Below are 14,277 nucleotides of genomic sequence, written 5' to 3' on the forward strand. Positions count from 1 at the left end.
AGACTCGAGGGCGCGACCGGAAGCCGCGCCCTCTGCTCTCAAAGGCGGAAAACCTTCACGGCATTGCCGCGCTCCAGCGCTTTGTTTGCCATGAAGAGCTCCGTTTTCGACGCCGCGACCTCGCGGTCGGCCAGCACGCGCAGCATCGCCGCGAGCCGCTGCAAAGCGATCGCCTTGTTGCGGTGCTGCGACCGCTCGCTGCGCGCGACCACCACGATGCCGGTCGGCAAATGAACCGCACGCACGGCGCTGTCGGTGGTGTTCTGGTGCTGGCCGCCTGGGCCGCCGGCGCGAAGTGTTTCGAAGCGTACCTCGCCTGCCGCGATCGCCGGTCCGGCCTCCGGCGTGTCGGCCAGATCCACCCGCTTCACCCCGACGAACCAGTTCTGCCGCTTGTGGCCCGGGCGCACCTGGCTCTTGAAGATGAACTTCACCGAGCCGCAATATTCCGCCGCCAGGGCATTGGCGCCCTGGCCTTCCAGGCTGATCAGCGCCGATTTCGCGCCGTGGCGATCGGGTGCATGGCCGAAGGCGACTTCGGCCGCGCAGCCGCGCTGGCCGCATTCCGCCTCGATGATGCGAACCAGCGCCATCAGCGCGATGCGGCATTCGACCGGGCCGCTGCCGGAGGTGACGAGGAGGTCAACCGCGCTCATGGCGACCTCCCCTGTCACGCCCTCGATCACTTCGATAGGCGTGGCCCGGCTTTGCACGCGTGCGGTCGACGCTGCCGTCGACCGCCTTCTTGTACGTCACTAGCGGCTTCATCGCCGCCAGCGGCGAGACGAGCCCGGCATCGGCAAGGTCGCGGACCACCTGACCCGCGTCCTTGTAGGCGGTTGCGGCCTCCTCGATGACCAGATCGCGGTCGCCGCAGATCAGCTGCCCGCCCCAGGCGTTGCGGAGCAAAGCCTCGCGTTCCGACCTGTTGCGCCCGACACGGCCATGCATGGTCGCGCGGTCGTATTTGCGGCCGGCGCCATGCGAGATGCCGCCCAGCGAAGGACCGGCCCCGTCCAGCGCCTCAACCACATAGCTCAGGCTGGCGCGCGAGCCGGCGATCGGCGCGATGCTTCCCGTCTCGACCGCCGCGGAACCCTTGTGGTGGACGAAACCGCCTCCTCGCCGGCGCACCAGATTGTGCGGCACGTCGACGACGAGCTTCGCCTCGCAACGCAATGCACTCGCCGCCCGCGCGGCAATCATACCGCGGTTGAGCGATGCCCAGGCAACGCAGATATCGTGCTGGCCGAGCCACACCTTGCCCGCTTCCGACGCCGGATCGAGGCCGGTCGCGATTGCGGCCTGATGATCGACCTCGCCGAACACCTGCGCACCCAAGCCACGCGAGCCCGAGTGAACGAGCAGGTACAGGCCCTGGCGGTCGACGGCTTCCGCGTTCCCGGCATTCAACAGCTGTTCGACTGCCTGGAGCTCGCAGAAATGATTGCCGCCGCCGATCGTGCCCAGCGCCGCCGGAAACAGATCCGGTGCAAGGCCCGAAGCCGCGAGAGCCGCCTGCGGGTCGAAGCAATCCTGCGCTTCGATCTCGCCCATGCGCTCGACCGCCCCATCGACCTTGAGCTTGCGCAGCGGCATATCGAGCGCAAACAGCGACATGCCGCAGCCGATATCGTTGCCGATGAGCTGCGGATGCAACCGCTCCGACAGGACGGCGATCCCGGTCGGGCCGTATTTGCCGGGATGCAGGTCCGGAAAGGCCGCGACCGAGCTCACGCCTGGCAGCGCCGCGACGGATTTCAGCTGCTCGAGCGCGGCGCCCTCGATCCAGCTTTGCGGCGAGAAATAATGTCGGATTTGCGCTGCTTGCGCGGCGCAAGAGGAAGAGGGGCCGATGGCCCCGAACGAATTGCCCATGATGGAACACTTCTGGAAATGGTCAGGTATCCGACGCCGTCAGGCGTCAGTCGACCGGCGTCAAGACAGCAAAACCTGCCTTACGCCGGAACCCTCGAGGGGCGCGCGGTGGAGATGTTCGTCATCTGTCGCTCCCTTTCCAGAACCCAAGAATGCCGCTCCCATAGAGCAACCCTGGCAACCTGGCAAGGCTGAAGGGTTCAGCGTGGCATATCGCACCCTTTGTTGCGCCGGTGGGCTGAGCTGTGGCAGAAGCGGGCCGAACCGCCGGAGATGATCCTTCTTGAAATCTTTTCGCGACAAGCGCCGCGATAACCGACCGCAGCACGCGAGGCCGGAACAGGTCCGCCCGCGCGATGCGTTTGCGGCTGGACGGCAGCAGGCCGCGTCCGAGCGCCGCGAAGCGAACCCGGCGGACCGACAGGATGCCAAACAGGCGCCGCGCGTGCTGGCACGCCGTGAGGGCGTGTTGCCCGCCGAGCGCCTGCCGCTGATCCTCGAGGTCGCGCCCAATGCCGACTACGCGCTGCTGGACAGCGGCGCCGGCGAAAAGCTCGAGCAATACGGCCCTTACCGCATCGTTCGCCCCGAGGGCCAGGCGATCTGGCAGAGAGCCCTTCTGGCGAAGGAATGGGAGCGCGCCGACGCAATCTTCACCGGCGACACCGACGAGGAAGGCATCGGCCGCTGGCGCTTTCCAAAGCAGCCGCTCGGCGAAACCTGGCCGATGAAGCATGACGACATCGACTATCTTGGCCGCTTCACCTCGTTCCGTCATGTCGGCGTCTTTCCGGAACAGGCCTCGCACTGGGACCATATGGCGGGGCTGATTGCGGCGGCGAAGCGCCCGGTCAAGGTGCTCAACCTGTTCGGCTATACCGGCCTTGCATCGCTGGTGGCGGCCCGCGCCGGCGCCGAGGTCACTCATGTCGATGCCTCGAAGAAGGCGATCGGCTGGGCGCGCGAGAACCAGGAGATGGCCGGCCTTTCCGACAAGCCGATCCGCTGGATCGTCGAGGACGCGGTGAAATTCGCCGAGCGCGAGGAGCGTCGCGGCAGCCGCTACGACATCGTGCTGTTCGATCCGCCGGCCTATGGCCGTGGCCCGAAGGGCGAGGTCTGGCAGTTGTTCGAGGACCTGCCGAGCCTCACCGACCTTTGCCGCTCGATCCTGACGCCGAAACCGCTTGCCGTCGTTCTCACCGCCTATTCGATCCGCGCCTCCTTCTTCGCCATCCATGCGCTGATGCGCGATACTTTCGCCGGCATGGGCGGCACGGTCGAATCCGGCGAACTGATCATTCGCGAGAAATCCGCAGGCCGCGCGCTATCGACCTCGCTGTTCTCGCGCTGGGTGGCTTGAAATGAACGCACATGACGGCGCCCGCCCGGTCGGGCAGGTCAAGGAAGTCACCAGCCTTGCCAATCCGCTGGTCAAGGACATCAAGGCGCTGGCGCTCAAGAAATTCCGCGACCAGCAGAACGCCTTCATTGCCGAGGGCCTTAAGCTGGTCATCGACGCCCTCGACCTCGGCTGGTCGATCAAGACCCTGGTCTTCGCCAAGGCCGGGCGCGGCAATGCGGCCGTCGAGAAGGTCGCCGCGCGCACCGTCGCCGCCGGCGGCACCGTGCTTGAAGTCTCGGAAAAGGTACTGACCGCGATCACCCGCCGCGAAAACCCGCAAATGGTGGTCGGCGTCTTTGCGCAGCGTACCGTGCCGCTGACGGACATCCGCGCCAGGGACGGCGATGTCTGGGTGGCGCTCGACCGGGTGCGCGACCCCGGCAATCTCGGCACCGTGATCCGCACCGTCGATGCCGTCGGCGCCAAGGGCGTCATCCTGGTCGGCGACACCACCGATCCGTTCTCACTGGAGACGGTGCGCGCCACGATGGGCTCGATCTTCGCCGTGCCGGTCGCCAGGGCGACAGAGCAGGCCTTTCTCGCCTGGCGGCGCGATTTTTCGGGTCTTGTCGCTGGAACGCACCTCAAAGGCGCGGTCGACTATCGGTCTGTCGATTTCTCCAGGGGACCGGTTCTGTTGCTGATGGGCAATGAGCAGCAGGGCCTGCCGGACAGCCTTGCCGAAAGCTGCGATCGCTTGCTGAGGATCCCCCAGGCCGGCCGGGCGGATTCGCTCAATCTGGCCGTCGCCACCGGCGTTATGCTGTTCGAGATCCGGCGCGGCGCATTGAAGCTCGATCCGGCCAACGACATTCGATGAGGACTGCTTCGTGAAATCCTGGTCCCCTTATGTCGTGCTGGTCGTCATTGCCATTGCGCTCGATCAGTGGATCAAGCATTTGGTCGAAAACGGTCTCGCCTTCCAGGAGAAGGTGGACCTCTTGCCGTTTCTGGCGCTGTATCGCACCTACAACACCGGCATCGCCTTCTCGATGTTCCAGTCCTTCGGCGATACCGGCCTGGTGGTCGTCGCCGTGCTGGTCGTCGCCTTCGTGCTCTACCTCGCCACGCGCACGCCGGCCAGCCATGTCATCGCCCGCGTCGGCTTTGCCCTGATCATCGGCGGCGCGCTCGGCAACCTCATCGACCGCGCCGTCTACGGCCACGTCATCGACTACATCCTGTTCCACACCCCGGTCTGGTCCTTCGCGGTGTTCAACCTCGCCGACGCCCTCATTTCGGTCGGCGCGGCGCTGGTCGTCTTCGACGAACTGATCGGCTGGCGGCGCGAAGCCAAGCCACAGGATCCAGGCAATTGACCTCACGCGGTTGAAGCCGCAGAGTTTCTTCAGCCAGAACCGAGGAGAAAAACGTGTCAGACACTTTCAAGGCCATCCTCGTTTCGCGCGATGCGGAGAAGAAGCAGTCCGTCGATGTCGTGGACCTCACCGAGGCCGATCTGATGGAGGGTGACGTCACCGTTGCCGTCGAGGCGACGACGGTGAACTACAAGGATGGGCTGGCCATCACCGGCAAGGCGCCTGTCGTGCGCCGCTGGCCGCTGGTTCCTGGCATCGATTTCGCCGGCACGGTGATCTCCTCTTCGCATGCCGACTGGCGCAAGGGCGATCATGTCATCCTCAATGGCTGGGGCGTCGGCGAGACGCACTACGGCGCCTATGCCGGCCGCGCCCGAGTCAACGGCGACTGGCTGGTGCCGCTGCCCGAGAGCATGAGCGCGCACGACGCGATGGCCGTCGGTACGGCGGGCTACACGGCGATGCTCTCCGTCATGGCGCTGGAGCGGCATGGCATCGTGCCGGACCGCGGCCCGGTGGTGGTGACGGGCGCCGCCGGCGGCGTCGGCTCGGTCGCCATCTCGATCCTGTCGAGCCTCGGCTACCATGTCGTCGCCTCGACCGGCCGCAACGCCGAAAGCCCCTATCTGATCGACCTCGGCGCGGCCGAGGTAATCTCGCGCGAGGAGCTCAGCCAGCCGGCGAAGCCGCTTGCCAAGGAGCGCTGGGCGGGCGGCGTCGACTCGGTCGGCAGCCATACCCTGGCCAATGTGCTTTCTATGACCTCCTATGGCGGTGCGATCGCCGCCTGCGGCCTGGCCGGTGGCATGGACCTGCCCTCGAGCGTCGCGCCCTTCATCTTGCGCGGCGTGTCGCTGCTCGGCATCGATTCCGTGATGGCGCCGAAAGCCGTCCGCCTGGAGGCCTGGCGCCGCATCGGCGCCGATCTCGACTTGAAGAAGCTGTCGACATTGTCGCGCACGATCGGTTTCGAGGGCATTACGGCTGCCGCGCGCGACATCGTCGAGGGCAAGATAAGGGGCCGCATCGTCGTCGATATGTAGCCGACAACCCTTCTGGAGCGCTGGTTTCGTCCGGGCCGGAGCCCGGATTCCGCGAAGATCGCTAAAATTCGAACGATCCGCCGCAGCCTTCCATAATCTCTGTCTGGCATGGTTTACGGATGGTCGCGGACTCCGACATCAGACAGGGCAGCAAAGCCGCGGACGCTGACAGGCTCATCCTCGATGCGCCGAGGCGGCAGGTGCTCGTCGCCCCGCCGCTGGCCCCCGATTTGCCAGCCGACAGGCACGAAGGCCTGCCTTTCCTGACGATCGTCGCTATCGCCGTTCTAGCGGGTCTGGCGCATCTTACCGGCGCGCCGATCATCGTCACCGTCGGCCTCGCCGCCGCCGCTCTTGCCGGCCTTGCCATGCATCTGCGCAACCGGCGCGACGAGCGGCGCACCGCGACGCTGCTCGACGAGACCGCCGCCCGCAGCCGCGCCGAGATCGAGACCCTCGCCGACCGCATGTGGGAGATGCAGGAGAGCGAGGAGCGCTTTCGCGGCCTGATCGATGCGCTTGGCGACCTCGTCGTCCACCGCGATCGAGACGGCCATATCGTCTATGCCAACAGTGTCTTTGCCTCGCTCGTCGAGGTCGACGCGCGCGATCTCGCCGGCAAGACCTTGTCGGAGCTCGGCATCGACGTCGGCATCGTCCCCGATGCCGCCTTTTCCGATCATGAATGCCTGAGCTCAACCGACGTCGCGATCCGCACGCCGGGCGGGCCGCGCTGGTTCTCCTGGATCGAATTGTCGGTGCGCGACAAGGACAGTGGCGCGGTTTCGCACCGGGCGATCGCCCGCGACATCACCGCCCGCAAGCGCGCCGAATCCTCGCTGATCACCGCGCGCGAACGGGCCGAATATGCCAGCCAGGCCAAGTCGCGCTTCCTCGCCACCGTCAGCCATGAGATCCGCACGCCGATGAACGGCATCATGGGCATGGCGAAGCTGCTCGCCGACACCGACCTGTCGCCGGAGCAGCGCACTTATGTCGGGGCTGTTTCCACCTCGGCCAGCGCGCTGCTCGCGCTCATCGAGGACCTGCTCGACTATTCCAAGATCGAGGCCGGCCGCTTCGAGCCCGAGCCGCAGCCGACGTCGCTGCGCGAGATCGCCGACAACATCATCGAGCTCCTAGCCGCGAAAGCCTTCGCCAAGAACATCGGCCTCGGCTGCCATGTCGAGCCCGACGTGCCGCAGATGATCACAGCCGACCCCGGCCGCGTGCGCCAGGTGCTGCTCAACCTCATCGGCAATGCGGTGAAATTCACCGACACCGGCGGCGTGCTGCTCACCGTGGCGCGCGCCCGCACCGACACCACCGACCGCATCTGCTTCACCGTCGCCGACACCGGCCCGGGACTGCGTGAAAAGGACATGGAGCGCATCTTCGAGGAGTTCGAGCAGTCCGACGGCACCTCGACCAGGGTGCATGGCGGCGCGGGGCTGGGCCTTGCCATCTCGAAGCGGCTGGTGGCGGCCATGGGCGGCACGATCTCGGTTTCGAGCCGGCTCGGCGAAGGCTCCGAATTCGTGCTCGAGATCCCGGCGGTCGCGGCCACCGAACCGCCGCCGCACCGCCACAACATCCTCGCCGACCGGCGGGCGGTGATCGTCTCGAAGAACGCCATCGAGGCCGATGCCATCGCCCGCACGATCAGGGCTCATGGCGGCATCGTCGAGGTCGCGGCGACGCCGAGCCAGGCCGCCCCGTTTGCCGCCGGCTGCAACGTGCTCCTGATCGACGCGGCCCTTGAAAACGCTGACGGCAGATTGCTCAAGCGGCTACGCGAATCGGGCTTTGTCGATTGCGAAGCCATCACCCTGATCGCGCCGACCGATCGCGGCATGCTCGGCGAATTCCGCGCCAGCGGCTACGCCACCTTTCTGGCGAGACCCGTGCGCGGCGAAACCCTGTTGCGGGTGCTGCTGACCAGCCATGGCTCGACGCTCGCCCAGCCGCAACCACAGCCGCGCGGCGCCGCTTCCGCGCGCAGGCGCGATCAGGGCCTGTCGGTGCTGATCGCCGAGGACAACGACATCAACGCCATGCTGGCGCGCGCCACGCTGCTCAAGGCGGGGCATCGCGTCAAGATCGTCGGTAACGGCAAGGCTGCGGTCGATGCCGTTACCGATGCCGGCCTCAAGTTCCGCTTCGACGTGGTGCTGATGGACCTGCACATGCCTGTCATGGATGGGCTGGATGCCATCGCCGCCATCCGTCGCCATGAAGAATCCATGGCCATGCCGCCGATCCCCATCATGGTGCTTTCGGCCGACAGCCAGGAAAAGACCCGGCATGCCGTGCTCGCCCACGGCGCCAGCGGTTTCGTGACCAAGCCCCTCGATCCTGACGCGCTTGTCCAGGCGGTCGAGGGCCAGGTTGCGGCCTGAGGAAATTTTTGACGCTTGAAAGCCTTGGGTCGCTTGGCTTTGGCCGTCACAAGATAGCCGGTTGAGGGTATTGCCCAGCCGACAAAGTATTGCCCGCCACGCCGTATCACGGTACTGTCACAATCCTGTTGCACCTACACCGTATCCCCGTGCCAAGAGGGATGGCTCGAAGGAGAATCACTCGTGCATACAGTCATGCCTGAATGTGACACTCGGCCGAATGCCGGCGGCGCCCTGCTCGCCGCCCGGACCGCCGACGCCGTCGCAAGCGGTGCTCCGCTGGGCCGCATCGGCAACCTCGAAGTGCGGCTGGCCCGCAACGAGGCCGAGATCGCCGCCGCCCAGGAAGTCCGCTATCGGGTATTCTATGACGAGCTTGGCGCGCGGAAGGACCTGTTCCAGGCGCAGGACCGGCGCGACGCCGACCGCTTCGACCCGCTCTGCGATCACCTTCTCGTGTTCGACACGTCCCTCCCCGGCCCTGAACACCGCCGCATCGTCGGCACCTACCGCTTGCTGCGGCAGGAGATCGCCACGGCCGCCGGCGGCTTCTATTCCGAGGGCGAGTTCGAGTTGACCAAGCTTGTCGCGCGGCACCCCGGCCAGCGCTTCCTCGAACTGGGCCGCTCCTGTGTCCTCAAGGAATACCGTTCCAAGCGCACCATCGAGGCGCTGTGGCAGGGCATCTGGGCCTACATCAATCATTACAACATCGGTGTGATGACAGGCTGCGCTTCCTTCCACGGCATTGTGCCGGCAGCGCATGCCGAGGCGCTGACCTATCTTGCCCATCATTGCCGCACCGACTCCGCCTGGGATGTCCGCGCGGTTCCGGGGCGCTACTGCTCAATGGATCTGATGCCGATCGAAGCGGTGAACACCAAGGCGGCGATCGCCGCCATGCCGCCCCTGGTCAAGGGTTACCTGCGCGTCGGCGCCCGCATCGGCGACGGCTGCGTCATCGACCACGAATTCTCGACCGTCGACGTCTTCGTCGTCATGCCGGTCAAGGAGATCGGCGCCCGCTACGTCAACTACTACGGTGGCGAAGGCCAGCGCTTCGCGGCGTGATGCCGGTGAATGGTGAATAGTAAATGGTGAATGGCATGCAACCAGTGCTGCTGCTACTCCGCCACTGAACATTCACTATTTCACCATTCACTATTCACCATTGCTCACGGAATATCCTCGGGCCTTCGCCCAGGCCGGCTCTTATAGGCCGGAAACGACCAGCCGAATTTGAGCGCACCGCCGCGCACCACGAATGCGCCCGCGAAGCCGAGCAGGCTGGATGCCAGCGCCGGCAGGCCGGCAAGATCGCCAAGGGTGAAGATGGTGGCGCCGGCAAGGGCGGCGGTGACATAGATTTCGGGCCTGAGCAGCACCGAGGGTTCGCCGGCAAGCAAGTCGCGCAAAATACCGCCGAAGGTCGCCGTCAGCACGCCCATGATGACCGACACGACCGGCGAGCCGGTGATCGCCAGCCCCTTGGCCGCGCCCATCACGGAGAACGCGGCAAGCCCGATGGCGTCGAGCCAGAGCAGCAGCTTGTAGCGGGATTCGAAGCGGTGGGCGCTGAAGAAGACCAGCACCGCGACCACGGCGCAGATCAGCACATAGCCGCTGCTGGCGACCCAGAACACCGGCAGGTTGAGGATGACATCGCGCAGCGTACCGCCACCGATGCCGGTGACGCTGGCCAGAAACAGGAAGCCGATAATGTCGAGCTGCTTGCGCGATGCGGCAAGCGCGCCCGTCGCCGCGAAGACGGCGACGCCGGCATAGTCGAGCAACGCGATGGGGTTCATAGGATGAGGCAGTAGGAATTAGGGAATAGGCAGTAGGTCAAAATAGCACGAAGCCGCTGAATTGGTACGACCCTTACTACTGCCTACTGCCTACTGCCTACTGCCTATTCCCTAATCACGCATCCTTCTCGGCCTGCTCGTTCACCGGACCCGGCTCGACCTTCGCCTCGGCGGCCGTCTTCGGGCCACCCTTGGCGACGCCGACCATTGCCGGCCGCAGCACGCGCTCGCCGATCGAATAGCCCGGCTGCACGACCTGGACGACGGTGCCGGCCGGAACCTCCGGATTGGGCACCTCGAACATCGCCTGGTGGAAGTTCGGATCGAACTTCTCGCCTTCGGGCGCGAGCTTCTTCACCCCGTGGCGCTCCAGCGCCGAAAGCATGGCGCGCTCGGTGAGATCCACGCCTTCGATCAGCGACTTGAAGCCGGCGTCGCCGGCGGCCTTCGCCTCGGCCGGGATCGCATCCAGCGCCCGGCGCAGGTTGTCGGACACCGACAGCATGTCGCGCGCGAAATTGGCGACCGCATAGGCACGGGCGTCCTGGACGTCGCGCGCGGTGCGCCGCCGCAGATTCTCCATTTCGGCCGCGACGCGCAGCGCGCGGTCCTTCAATTCCTCATTTTCCTTCAGCAGCCGCACAAGCGCTTCATAGTCGCCGTCGACGCCACCTTCCGCACGCTCGCCGGAAGCCTGGGTGGCTTCCATATCTTCGGGCGTGCGTTCGTCTTTTGCCTGGTCGCTCATCGCGTTTCCCGTCATTCGGATTGCTCTGGATTTGCGCCCGATATCGAGGTTTGGAGGCCAAAAATCAAGGGGTAAGCGCAGCCGCGGGATATACGCGATCGTTCCAGATTAATTCAAATTTTACCCTATCACGGAGCTTTGCTTGCTCTCGAATGACGTTGCGGGAACCATAGGCGGGCTGCAGGAGTTTCGAAGCCGACACAGGATTTGGGACGATGAACGGCAAAAACGGCAACAGGCGCGCCGAACTGGCCAACGATATCAGGCGGCAGGCGGGCAGCGAGGCGACCAAGCGCTTCCTGCGCACCTTGCCGGGATTTCGCTTGGAAAAGGAGATGCCGCAGCGGTTGAGCGACCTGCTTGACCGCCTCGATGGCGCCGACGCCAAGAAAACGGGCGGCGAACGGCGTCAATAGCCGCCCGCCGCAAAGAGGGCGATCTCAGGAAAAAATGAGCGGTCTAAGCCGCTTTCCTGTCATCGCGCATCAGCGCTTCGCCGTGGCGGATTTCGGTGCCGAGCACCTTCAAGCATTCCCGCATGAAGGCGGCAAGGCCCGGCCAGCCCTTGGCCGAAACCAGATTGCCGTCGACATGCGCGCCGGTCGGGGCGACGTCGATATAGATGCCGCCGGCAAGCGTCACTTCCGGCTCGCAATAATGCAGCGCCGCGACTTGCCTGCCGCGCACCACGCCATCGACCGCGATCAGGATCTGCACGCCGTGGCAGATGGTGAAGATCGGCTTGCCGACCTCGTGGAAATGCCTGACCAGCGCCTGTACGCGCTTGTCGATGCGGATATATTCCGGTCCGCGCCCGCCCGCCGCATACACCGCGTCATATTCGGCCGGGTTCACCTCGGCGAAGGTCTTGTTGAGGATGTAATCGTGGCCAAGCTTTTCGGTATAGGTTTGGTGGCCTTCGAAGTCGTGCAACGAGGTCTTGAGCACGTCGCCCGCCTTCTTGTCCGGGCAGACGACGTGGACGGTGTGACCCACCGCGTGCATGGCCTGTTCAAAGACGAAAATCTCGTACTCCTCGCTGAACTCGCCAACGAGCATCAATATCTTCTTGCCTGCCATGCCGTTTCCTCCCTTTGCCGGCTATTTATTTCGAGGTACGAAATAATAACCCTATCCTAAGGGCAAGACGACGGAAGGGAAAGCACAAATCGCCAAATTGGTCTGACCAGATGGATTCGATCCGGTCGACTTGCAGGCAAGGGCCGCACTGCCACGACAGAACCGAAGAAGCTGGTCGGACCAAGATCAACATTAGGCAGCTGCCCGGATCATGTCCGCGGCCTTCTCGGCGATCATGATCGTCGGCGCATTGGTATTGCCGCCGATCAGGGTCGGCATCACCGAAGCATCGACCACACGCAACCCTTCCAGCCCACGAACCTTGAGCTTCGGGTCGACCACGGCCATGTCGTCGACGCCCATCTTGCAGGTGCCGGCGGGGTGATAGATCGTGTCGGCGCGCGCCCTGATATGCGCCATCAGCTCCGCATCGCTGGACGCGCCGGCGGTGTAGATTTCCCTGGCGCGATATTTCGCCAGCGCCGGCGCCTCCAATATGGCGCGCATCATCCGCACGCCTTTGAGCAGAAGGTCGCCGTCACGCTCGTCCTCGAGGAAACGCGGATCGATGCGCGGCGGCGCCAGCGGATCGGCGCTGTTCAACCCCACGTCGCCGCGCGAATGCGGCCTCAGCACGCAGACATGGCAGGAAAAGCCATAGCCCATATGCAGCTTGCGGCCATGGTCGTCGACGATGGCTATGCAGAAATGCAGTTGCAGGTCGGGACGCTCGATCGACGGGTCGGATTTGAGGAAAGCGCCGCCCTCGGCATAAGGCGTGGCGATCATGCCGCCGCCGTCCTTGCGCCAACGCAGCATGTGCCTGATCAGGCCCGGCATGCCGGTGAGGCCGATGCCCATCAGATCCGTCTGCCGCGACTTCCAGGCGAGGATGAAGTCTAAATGGTCCTGGAGGTTCCTGCCGACGCCGGGCAATTCGTGGACGAGCGGAATGCCATGCGCCGCAAGCTCGACCGCCGGACCGATGCCGGAGAGCAGGAGCAGTTGCGGCGAGCCGAACGCTCCGCCGCAAAGGACCACTTCCCGCCTGGCCTCCGCCACGGCTTCGCTCTTGCTGGTGCGATAGCGCACGCCCGTGGCGCGCTTGCCGTTGAGCACGACGCCCGTCGCATGCGCGCCGGTGATCACGGTGAGGTTCGGCCGGTTCATCGCCGGATGCAGATAGGCGGCAGCCGCCGAACAGCGCTCACCGTTGCGGCGCTCGCCCCAGAACTGCGTGACCTGATAAAGCCCCGCCCCTTCCTGCTCCGGCCCGTTGAAATCGTCGTTCAGCCTGATCTGGTTTTCGCCGCAAGCCTCGACGAAGGCCCTGGAGATCGCACGCGGCTCCTGCTGCTCGCAGACCCTCAGCGGCCCATCGCCGCCATGGAGCACATCGGCGCCGCGCTGGTTGCCCTCGGCGCGGCGGAAATAGGGCAGCACCTCGTCCCACGACCAGCCGTCGCAGCCGAGATCGGCCCATTCGTCATAGTCGCGGCGGTTGCCCCGCGTATAGAGCATGGCGTTGATGGCACTGGAGCCGCCCAGCGCCTTGCCGCGCGGCTGATAGCCCCTGCGGCCGTCGAGACCTTGCTGCGGCACCGTCTGGAAGGCCCAATTGTTGATCTTCGGCCGGCCGGGCAGCAGCGCGATGATGCCGGCCGGCGCACGGATCAAGAGATCCTTGCCGGCCCCGCCCGCCTCGAGCAGGCAAACCGTCTTCGACGGGTCTTCGGATAGCCTGGCAGCAAGGGTAGAGCCGGCGGAGCCGCCGCCGGCGATGACATAGTCGTAACGCATTCTCTCCTCCCGGCGGATGTTTCCGTCCGTTCTGCCGAGAGAATGCCTACCGATGTGGCTTGTAAAGATGCCGCTGCGTCAGTCAGAGCATGATCCCGAAAACTGGGAACCGGTTTTCGGAGAAGATCATGCTCCAACAAAGGACTGGACCACGATGACGGTTCGACCGAACGTCACTCTGTTCCAGCGCGCTTGCGCCGCCAGGAATATTTCGGACCCTTGGGCTCCGCTTCCACGGCCGGCTGGTAATAGACCGGCAGGCCGCCGGTTCGTCCCTCCTCCAGCCGCTTCAAAAGCACCGGATTGGAGACCTCGAACTCGTCGAAGCCGAGCCGCAGCATATGCGGCAGTTGGTCGACCAGCACCTGCCCCGTGGCGCGCACCGCGCCCTTGAAATTATGCCGGGCGCGCAGAAGTTCACCCTTGGAGAAGGAGCGGCCGTCATTGAAGGCCGGGAAGGCCAGCGCCACCAGCGACAACTGGTCCAGCAGGCCGACGATCTTGTCGAGCTCGTCGCCGGGCTGCAGCAGCACGCCGATGCGCTCGCGCGCCGACTTGCGGGCCTGGTCGTCGAGCCCGAGAAAGACCTGCAGCGGCAGGATGAAGCGGCCATTGCCGGCCAGCGCCTCGGCGCTTTCGGCATGCGTCCACTCATCCTCGCGAAAGCCATCCGGGGTCCAGAGGCGGGTCCCCGCTGTCGTCGATCCAGTCATCAAAAATTCCTAAAGTCCCAATTTTCTCAGCGAGCAAGCAAGCCGCCAGCGACCAGAAGCCGCTTGCGGCCCGGCATCACGTGA

The 14,277-nt window shown here is 65.2% G+C and carries 14 protein-coding genes; 7 read left to right on the top strand and 7 right to left on the bottom strand.

All coding sequences use genetic code 11. The annotated features are described in order from the left end of the window. Nucleotides 1–38 precede the first annotated feature (38 nt). Nucleotides 39–656, bottom strand: coding sequence for a peptide chain release factor H (gene prfH, locus DPM33_RS06735; protein ID WP_112096599.1), 618 nt, complete (start codon nucleotides 654–656; stop codon nucleotides 39–41). Continuing rightward, complete coding sequence (locus tag DPM33_RS06740) at nucleotides 643–1,878, bottom strand: RNA ligase RtcB family protein (protein ID WP_112096600.1); 1,236 nt, start codon at nucleotides 1,876–1,878, stop codon at nucleotides 643–645. The genes prfH and DPM33_RS06740 overlap by 14 nt, the downstream gene beginning before the upstream one ends. A gap of 445 nt (nucleotides 1,879–2,323) precedes the next feature. Between DPM33_RS06740 and DPM33_RS06745 the strand changes: the two genes are divergently transcribed. The 6 genes from DPM33_RS06745 to olsB all read left to right on the top strand — a co-directional run bounded on the left by DPM33_RS06745 (nucleotide 2,324) and on the right by olsB (nucleotide 9,115). Further along, the gene (locus tag DPM33_RS06745) at nucleotides 2,324–3,241 is read left to right on the top strand and encodes an RsmD family RNA methyltransferase (RefSeq protein WP_425373475.1); all 918 of its coding nucleotides are present in this window, start codon (nucleotides 2,324–2,326) and stop codon (nucleotides 3,239–3,241) included. Nucleotide 3,242: 1 nt separating this feature from the next. Next, entirely contained in the window at nucleotides 3,243–4,103 is an 861-nt protein-coding gene (locus DPM33_RS06750; protein WP_112096602.1) for a TrmH family RNA methyltransferase, read from the top strand. 10 nt (nucleotides 4,104–4,113) lie between these two features. Further along, nucleotides 4,114–4,602 (top strand): signal peptidase II, encoded by a 489-nt coding sequence (lspA, locus tag DPM33_RS06755; protein ID WP_112096603.1) that lies wholly within the window; start codon nucleotides 4,114–4,116, stop codon nucleotides 4,600–4,602. A gap of 53 nt (nucleotides 4,603–4,655) precedes the next feature. Further along, nucleotides 4,656–5,645: an acrylyl-CoA reductase (NADPH) gene (acuI, locus tag DPM33_RS06760; protein ID WP_112096604.1), complete on the top strand. Its 990-nt coding sequence runs from the start codon at nucleotides 4,656–4,658 to the stop codon at nucleotides 5,643–5,645. Nucleotides 5,646–5,764: 119 nt separating this feature from the next. Next, nucleotides 5,765–8,044, top strand: a complete 2,280-nt coding sequence (locus tag DPM33_RS06765; RefSeq protein WP_112096605.1) for a hybrid sensor histidine kinase/response regulator — start codon at nucleotides 5,765–5,767, stop codon at nucleotides 8,042–8,044. 195 nt (nucleotides 8,045–8,239) lie between these two features. Next, complete coding sequence (gene olsB, locus DPM33_RS06770) at nucleotides 8,240–9,115, top strand: l-ornithine N(alpha)-acyltransferase (RefSeq protein WP_167448983.1); 876 nt, start codon at nucleotides 8,240–8,242, stop codon at nucleotides 9,113–9,115. A gap of 104 nt (nucleotides 9,116–9,219) precedes the next feature. On the opposite strand, the gene DPM33_RS06775 is transcribed toward olsB, so the two are convergent. Together DPM33_RS06775 and grpE are read right to left on the bottom strand one after the other, a co-directional pair. Beyond that, on the bottom strand, nucleotides 9,220–9,852 hold the full coding sequence (locus tag DPM33_RS06775) for a trimeric intracellular cation channel family protein (protein ID WP_112096607.1): 633 nt from the start codon (nucleotides 9,850–9,852) through the stop codon (nucleotides 9,220–9,222). Between the two features lie 115 nt (nucleotides 9,853–9,967). Continuing rightward, nucleotides 9,968–10,600 (bottom strand): nucleotide exchange factor GrpE, encoded by a 633-nt coding sequence (gene grpE, locus DPM33_RS06780; RefSeq protein ID WP_112096608.1) that lies wholly within the window; start codon nucleotides 10,598–10,600, stop codon nucleotides 9,968–9,970. A gap of 215 nt (nucleotides 10,601–10,815) precedes the next feature. On the opposite strand from grpE, the gene DPM33_RS06785 reads away from it, so the two are divergent. Further along, on the top strand, nucleotides 10,816–11,016 hold the full coding sequence (locus tag DPM33_RS06785; RefSeq protein WP_112096609.1) for a hypothetical protein: 201 nt from the start codon (nucleotides 10,816–10,818) through the stop codon (nucleotides 11,014–11,016). Between the two features lie 43 nt (nucleotides 11,017–11,059). On the opposite strand, the gene DPM33_RS06790 is transcribed toward DPM33_RS06785, so the two are convergent. The 3 genes from DPM33_RS06790 to DPM33_RS06800 all read right to left on the bottom strand — a co-directional run bounded on the left by DPM33_RS06790 (nucleotide 11,060) and on the right by DPM33_RS06800 (nucleotide 14,193). Further along, the gene (locus tag DPM33_RS06790; RefSeq protein ID WP_112096610.1) at nucleotides 11,060–11,680 is read right to left on the bottom strand and encodes a DJ-1/PfpI family protein; all 621 of its coding nucleotides are present in this window, start codon (nucleotides 11,678–11,680) and stop codon (nucleotides 11,060–11,062) included. A 192-nt stretch (nucleotides 11,681–11,872) separates the two neighbouring features. Then, the gene (locus tag DPM33_RS06795; protein ID WP_112096611.1) at nucleotides 11,873–13,480 is read right to left on the bottom strand and encodes a GMC family oxidoreductase; all 1,608 of its coding nucleotides are present in this window, start codon (nucleotides 13,478–13,480) and stop codon (nucleotides 11,873–11,875) included. A 173-nt stretch (nucleotides 13,481–13,653) separates the two neighbouring features. Then, on the bottom strand, nucleotides 13,654–14,193 hold the full coding sequence (locus DPM33_RS06800; protein ID WP_112096612.1) for a DUF934 domain-containing protein: 540 nt from the start codon (nucleotides 14,191–14,193) through the stop codon (nucleotides 13,654–13,656). Between the last annotated feature and the right edge of the window lie 84 nt (nucleotides 14,194–14,277).

It is taken from the genome of Mesorhizobium hawassense (assembly GCF_003289945.1).
GTDB lineage: Bacteria > Pseudomonadota > Alphaproteobacteria > Rhizobiales > Rhizobiaceae > Mesorhizobium > Mesorhizobium hawassense.

Excerpts from the sequence above, each read along its gene's own strand:
- DPM33_RS06775 (WP_112096607.1), bottom strand. The coding sequence starts at position 9,852 with ATGAACCCCATCGCGTTGCTCGACTATGCCGGCGTCGCCGTCTTCGCG.
- olsB (WP_167448983.1), top strand. The coding sequence starts at position 8,240 with ATGCCTGAATGTGACACTCGGCCGAATGCCGGCGGCGCCCTGCTCGCC.
- DPM33_RS06795 (WP_112096611.1), bottom strand. The coding sequence starts at position 13,480 with ATGCGTTACGACTATGTCATCGCCGGCGGCGGCTCCGCCGGCTCTACC.
- prfH (WP_112096599.1), bottom strand. The coding sequence starts at position 656 with ATGAGCGCGGTTGACCTCCTCGTCACCTCCGGCAGCGGCCCGGTCGAA.
- DPM33_RS06740 (WP_112096600.1), bottom strand. The coding sequence starts at position 1,878 with ATGGGCAATTCGTTCGGGGCCATCGGCCCCTCTTCCTCTTGCGCCGCG.
- grpE (WP_112096608.1), bottom strand. The coding sequence starts at position 10,600 with ATGAGCGACCAGGCAAAAGACGAACGCACGCCCGAAGATATGGAAGCC.
- DPM33_RS06765 (WP_112096605.1), top strand. The coding sequence starts at position 5,765 with ATGGTCGCGGACTCCGACATCAGACAGGGCAGCAAAGCCGCGGACGCT.
- DPM33_RS06790 (WP_112096610.1), bottom strand. The coding sequence starts at position 11,680 with ATGGCAGGCAAGAAGATATTGATGCTCGTTGGCGAGTTCAGCGAGGAG.
- DPM33_RS06785 (WP_112096609.1), top strand. The coding sequence starts at position 10,816 with ATGAACGGCAAAAACGGCAACAGGCGCGCCGAACTGGCCAACGATATC.
- DPM33_RS06800 (WP_112096612.1), bottom strand. The coding sequence starts at position 14,193 with ATGACTGGATCGACGACAGCGGGGACCCGCCTCTGGACCCCGGATGGC.
- DPM33_RS06750 (WP_112096602.1), top strand. The coding sequence starts at position 3,243 with ATGAACGCACATGACGGCGCCCGCCCGGTCGGGCAGGTCAAGGAAGTC.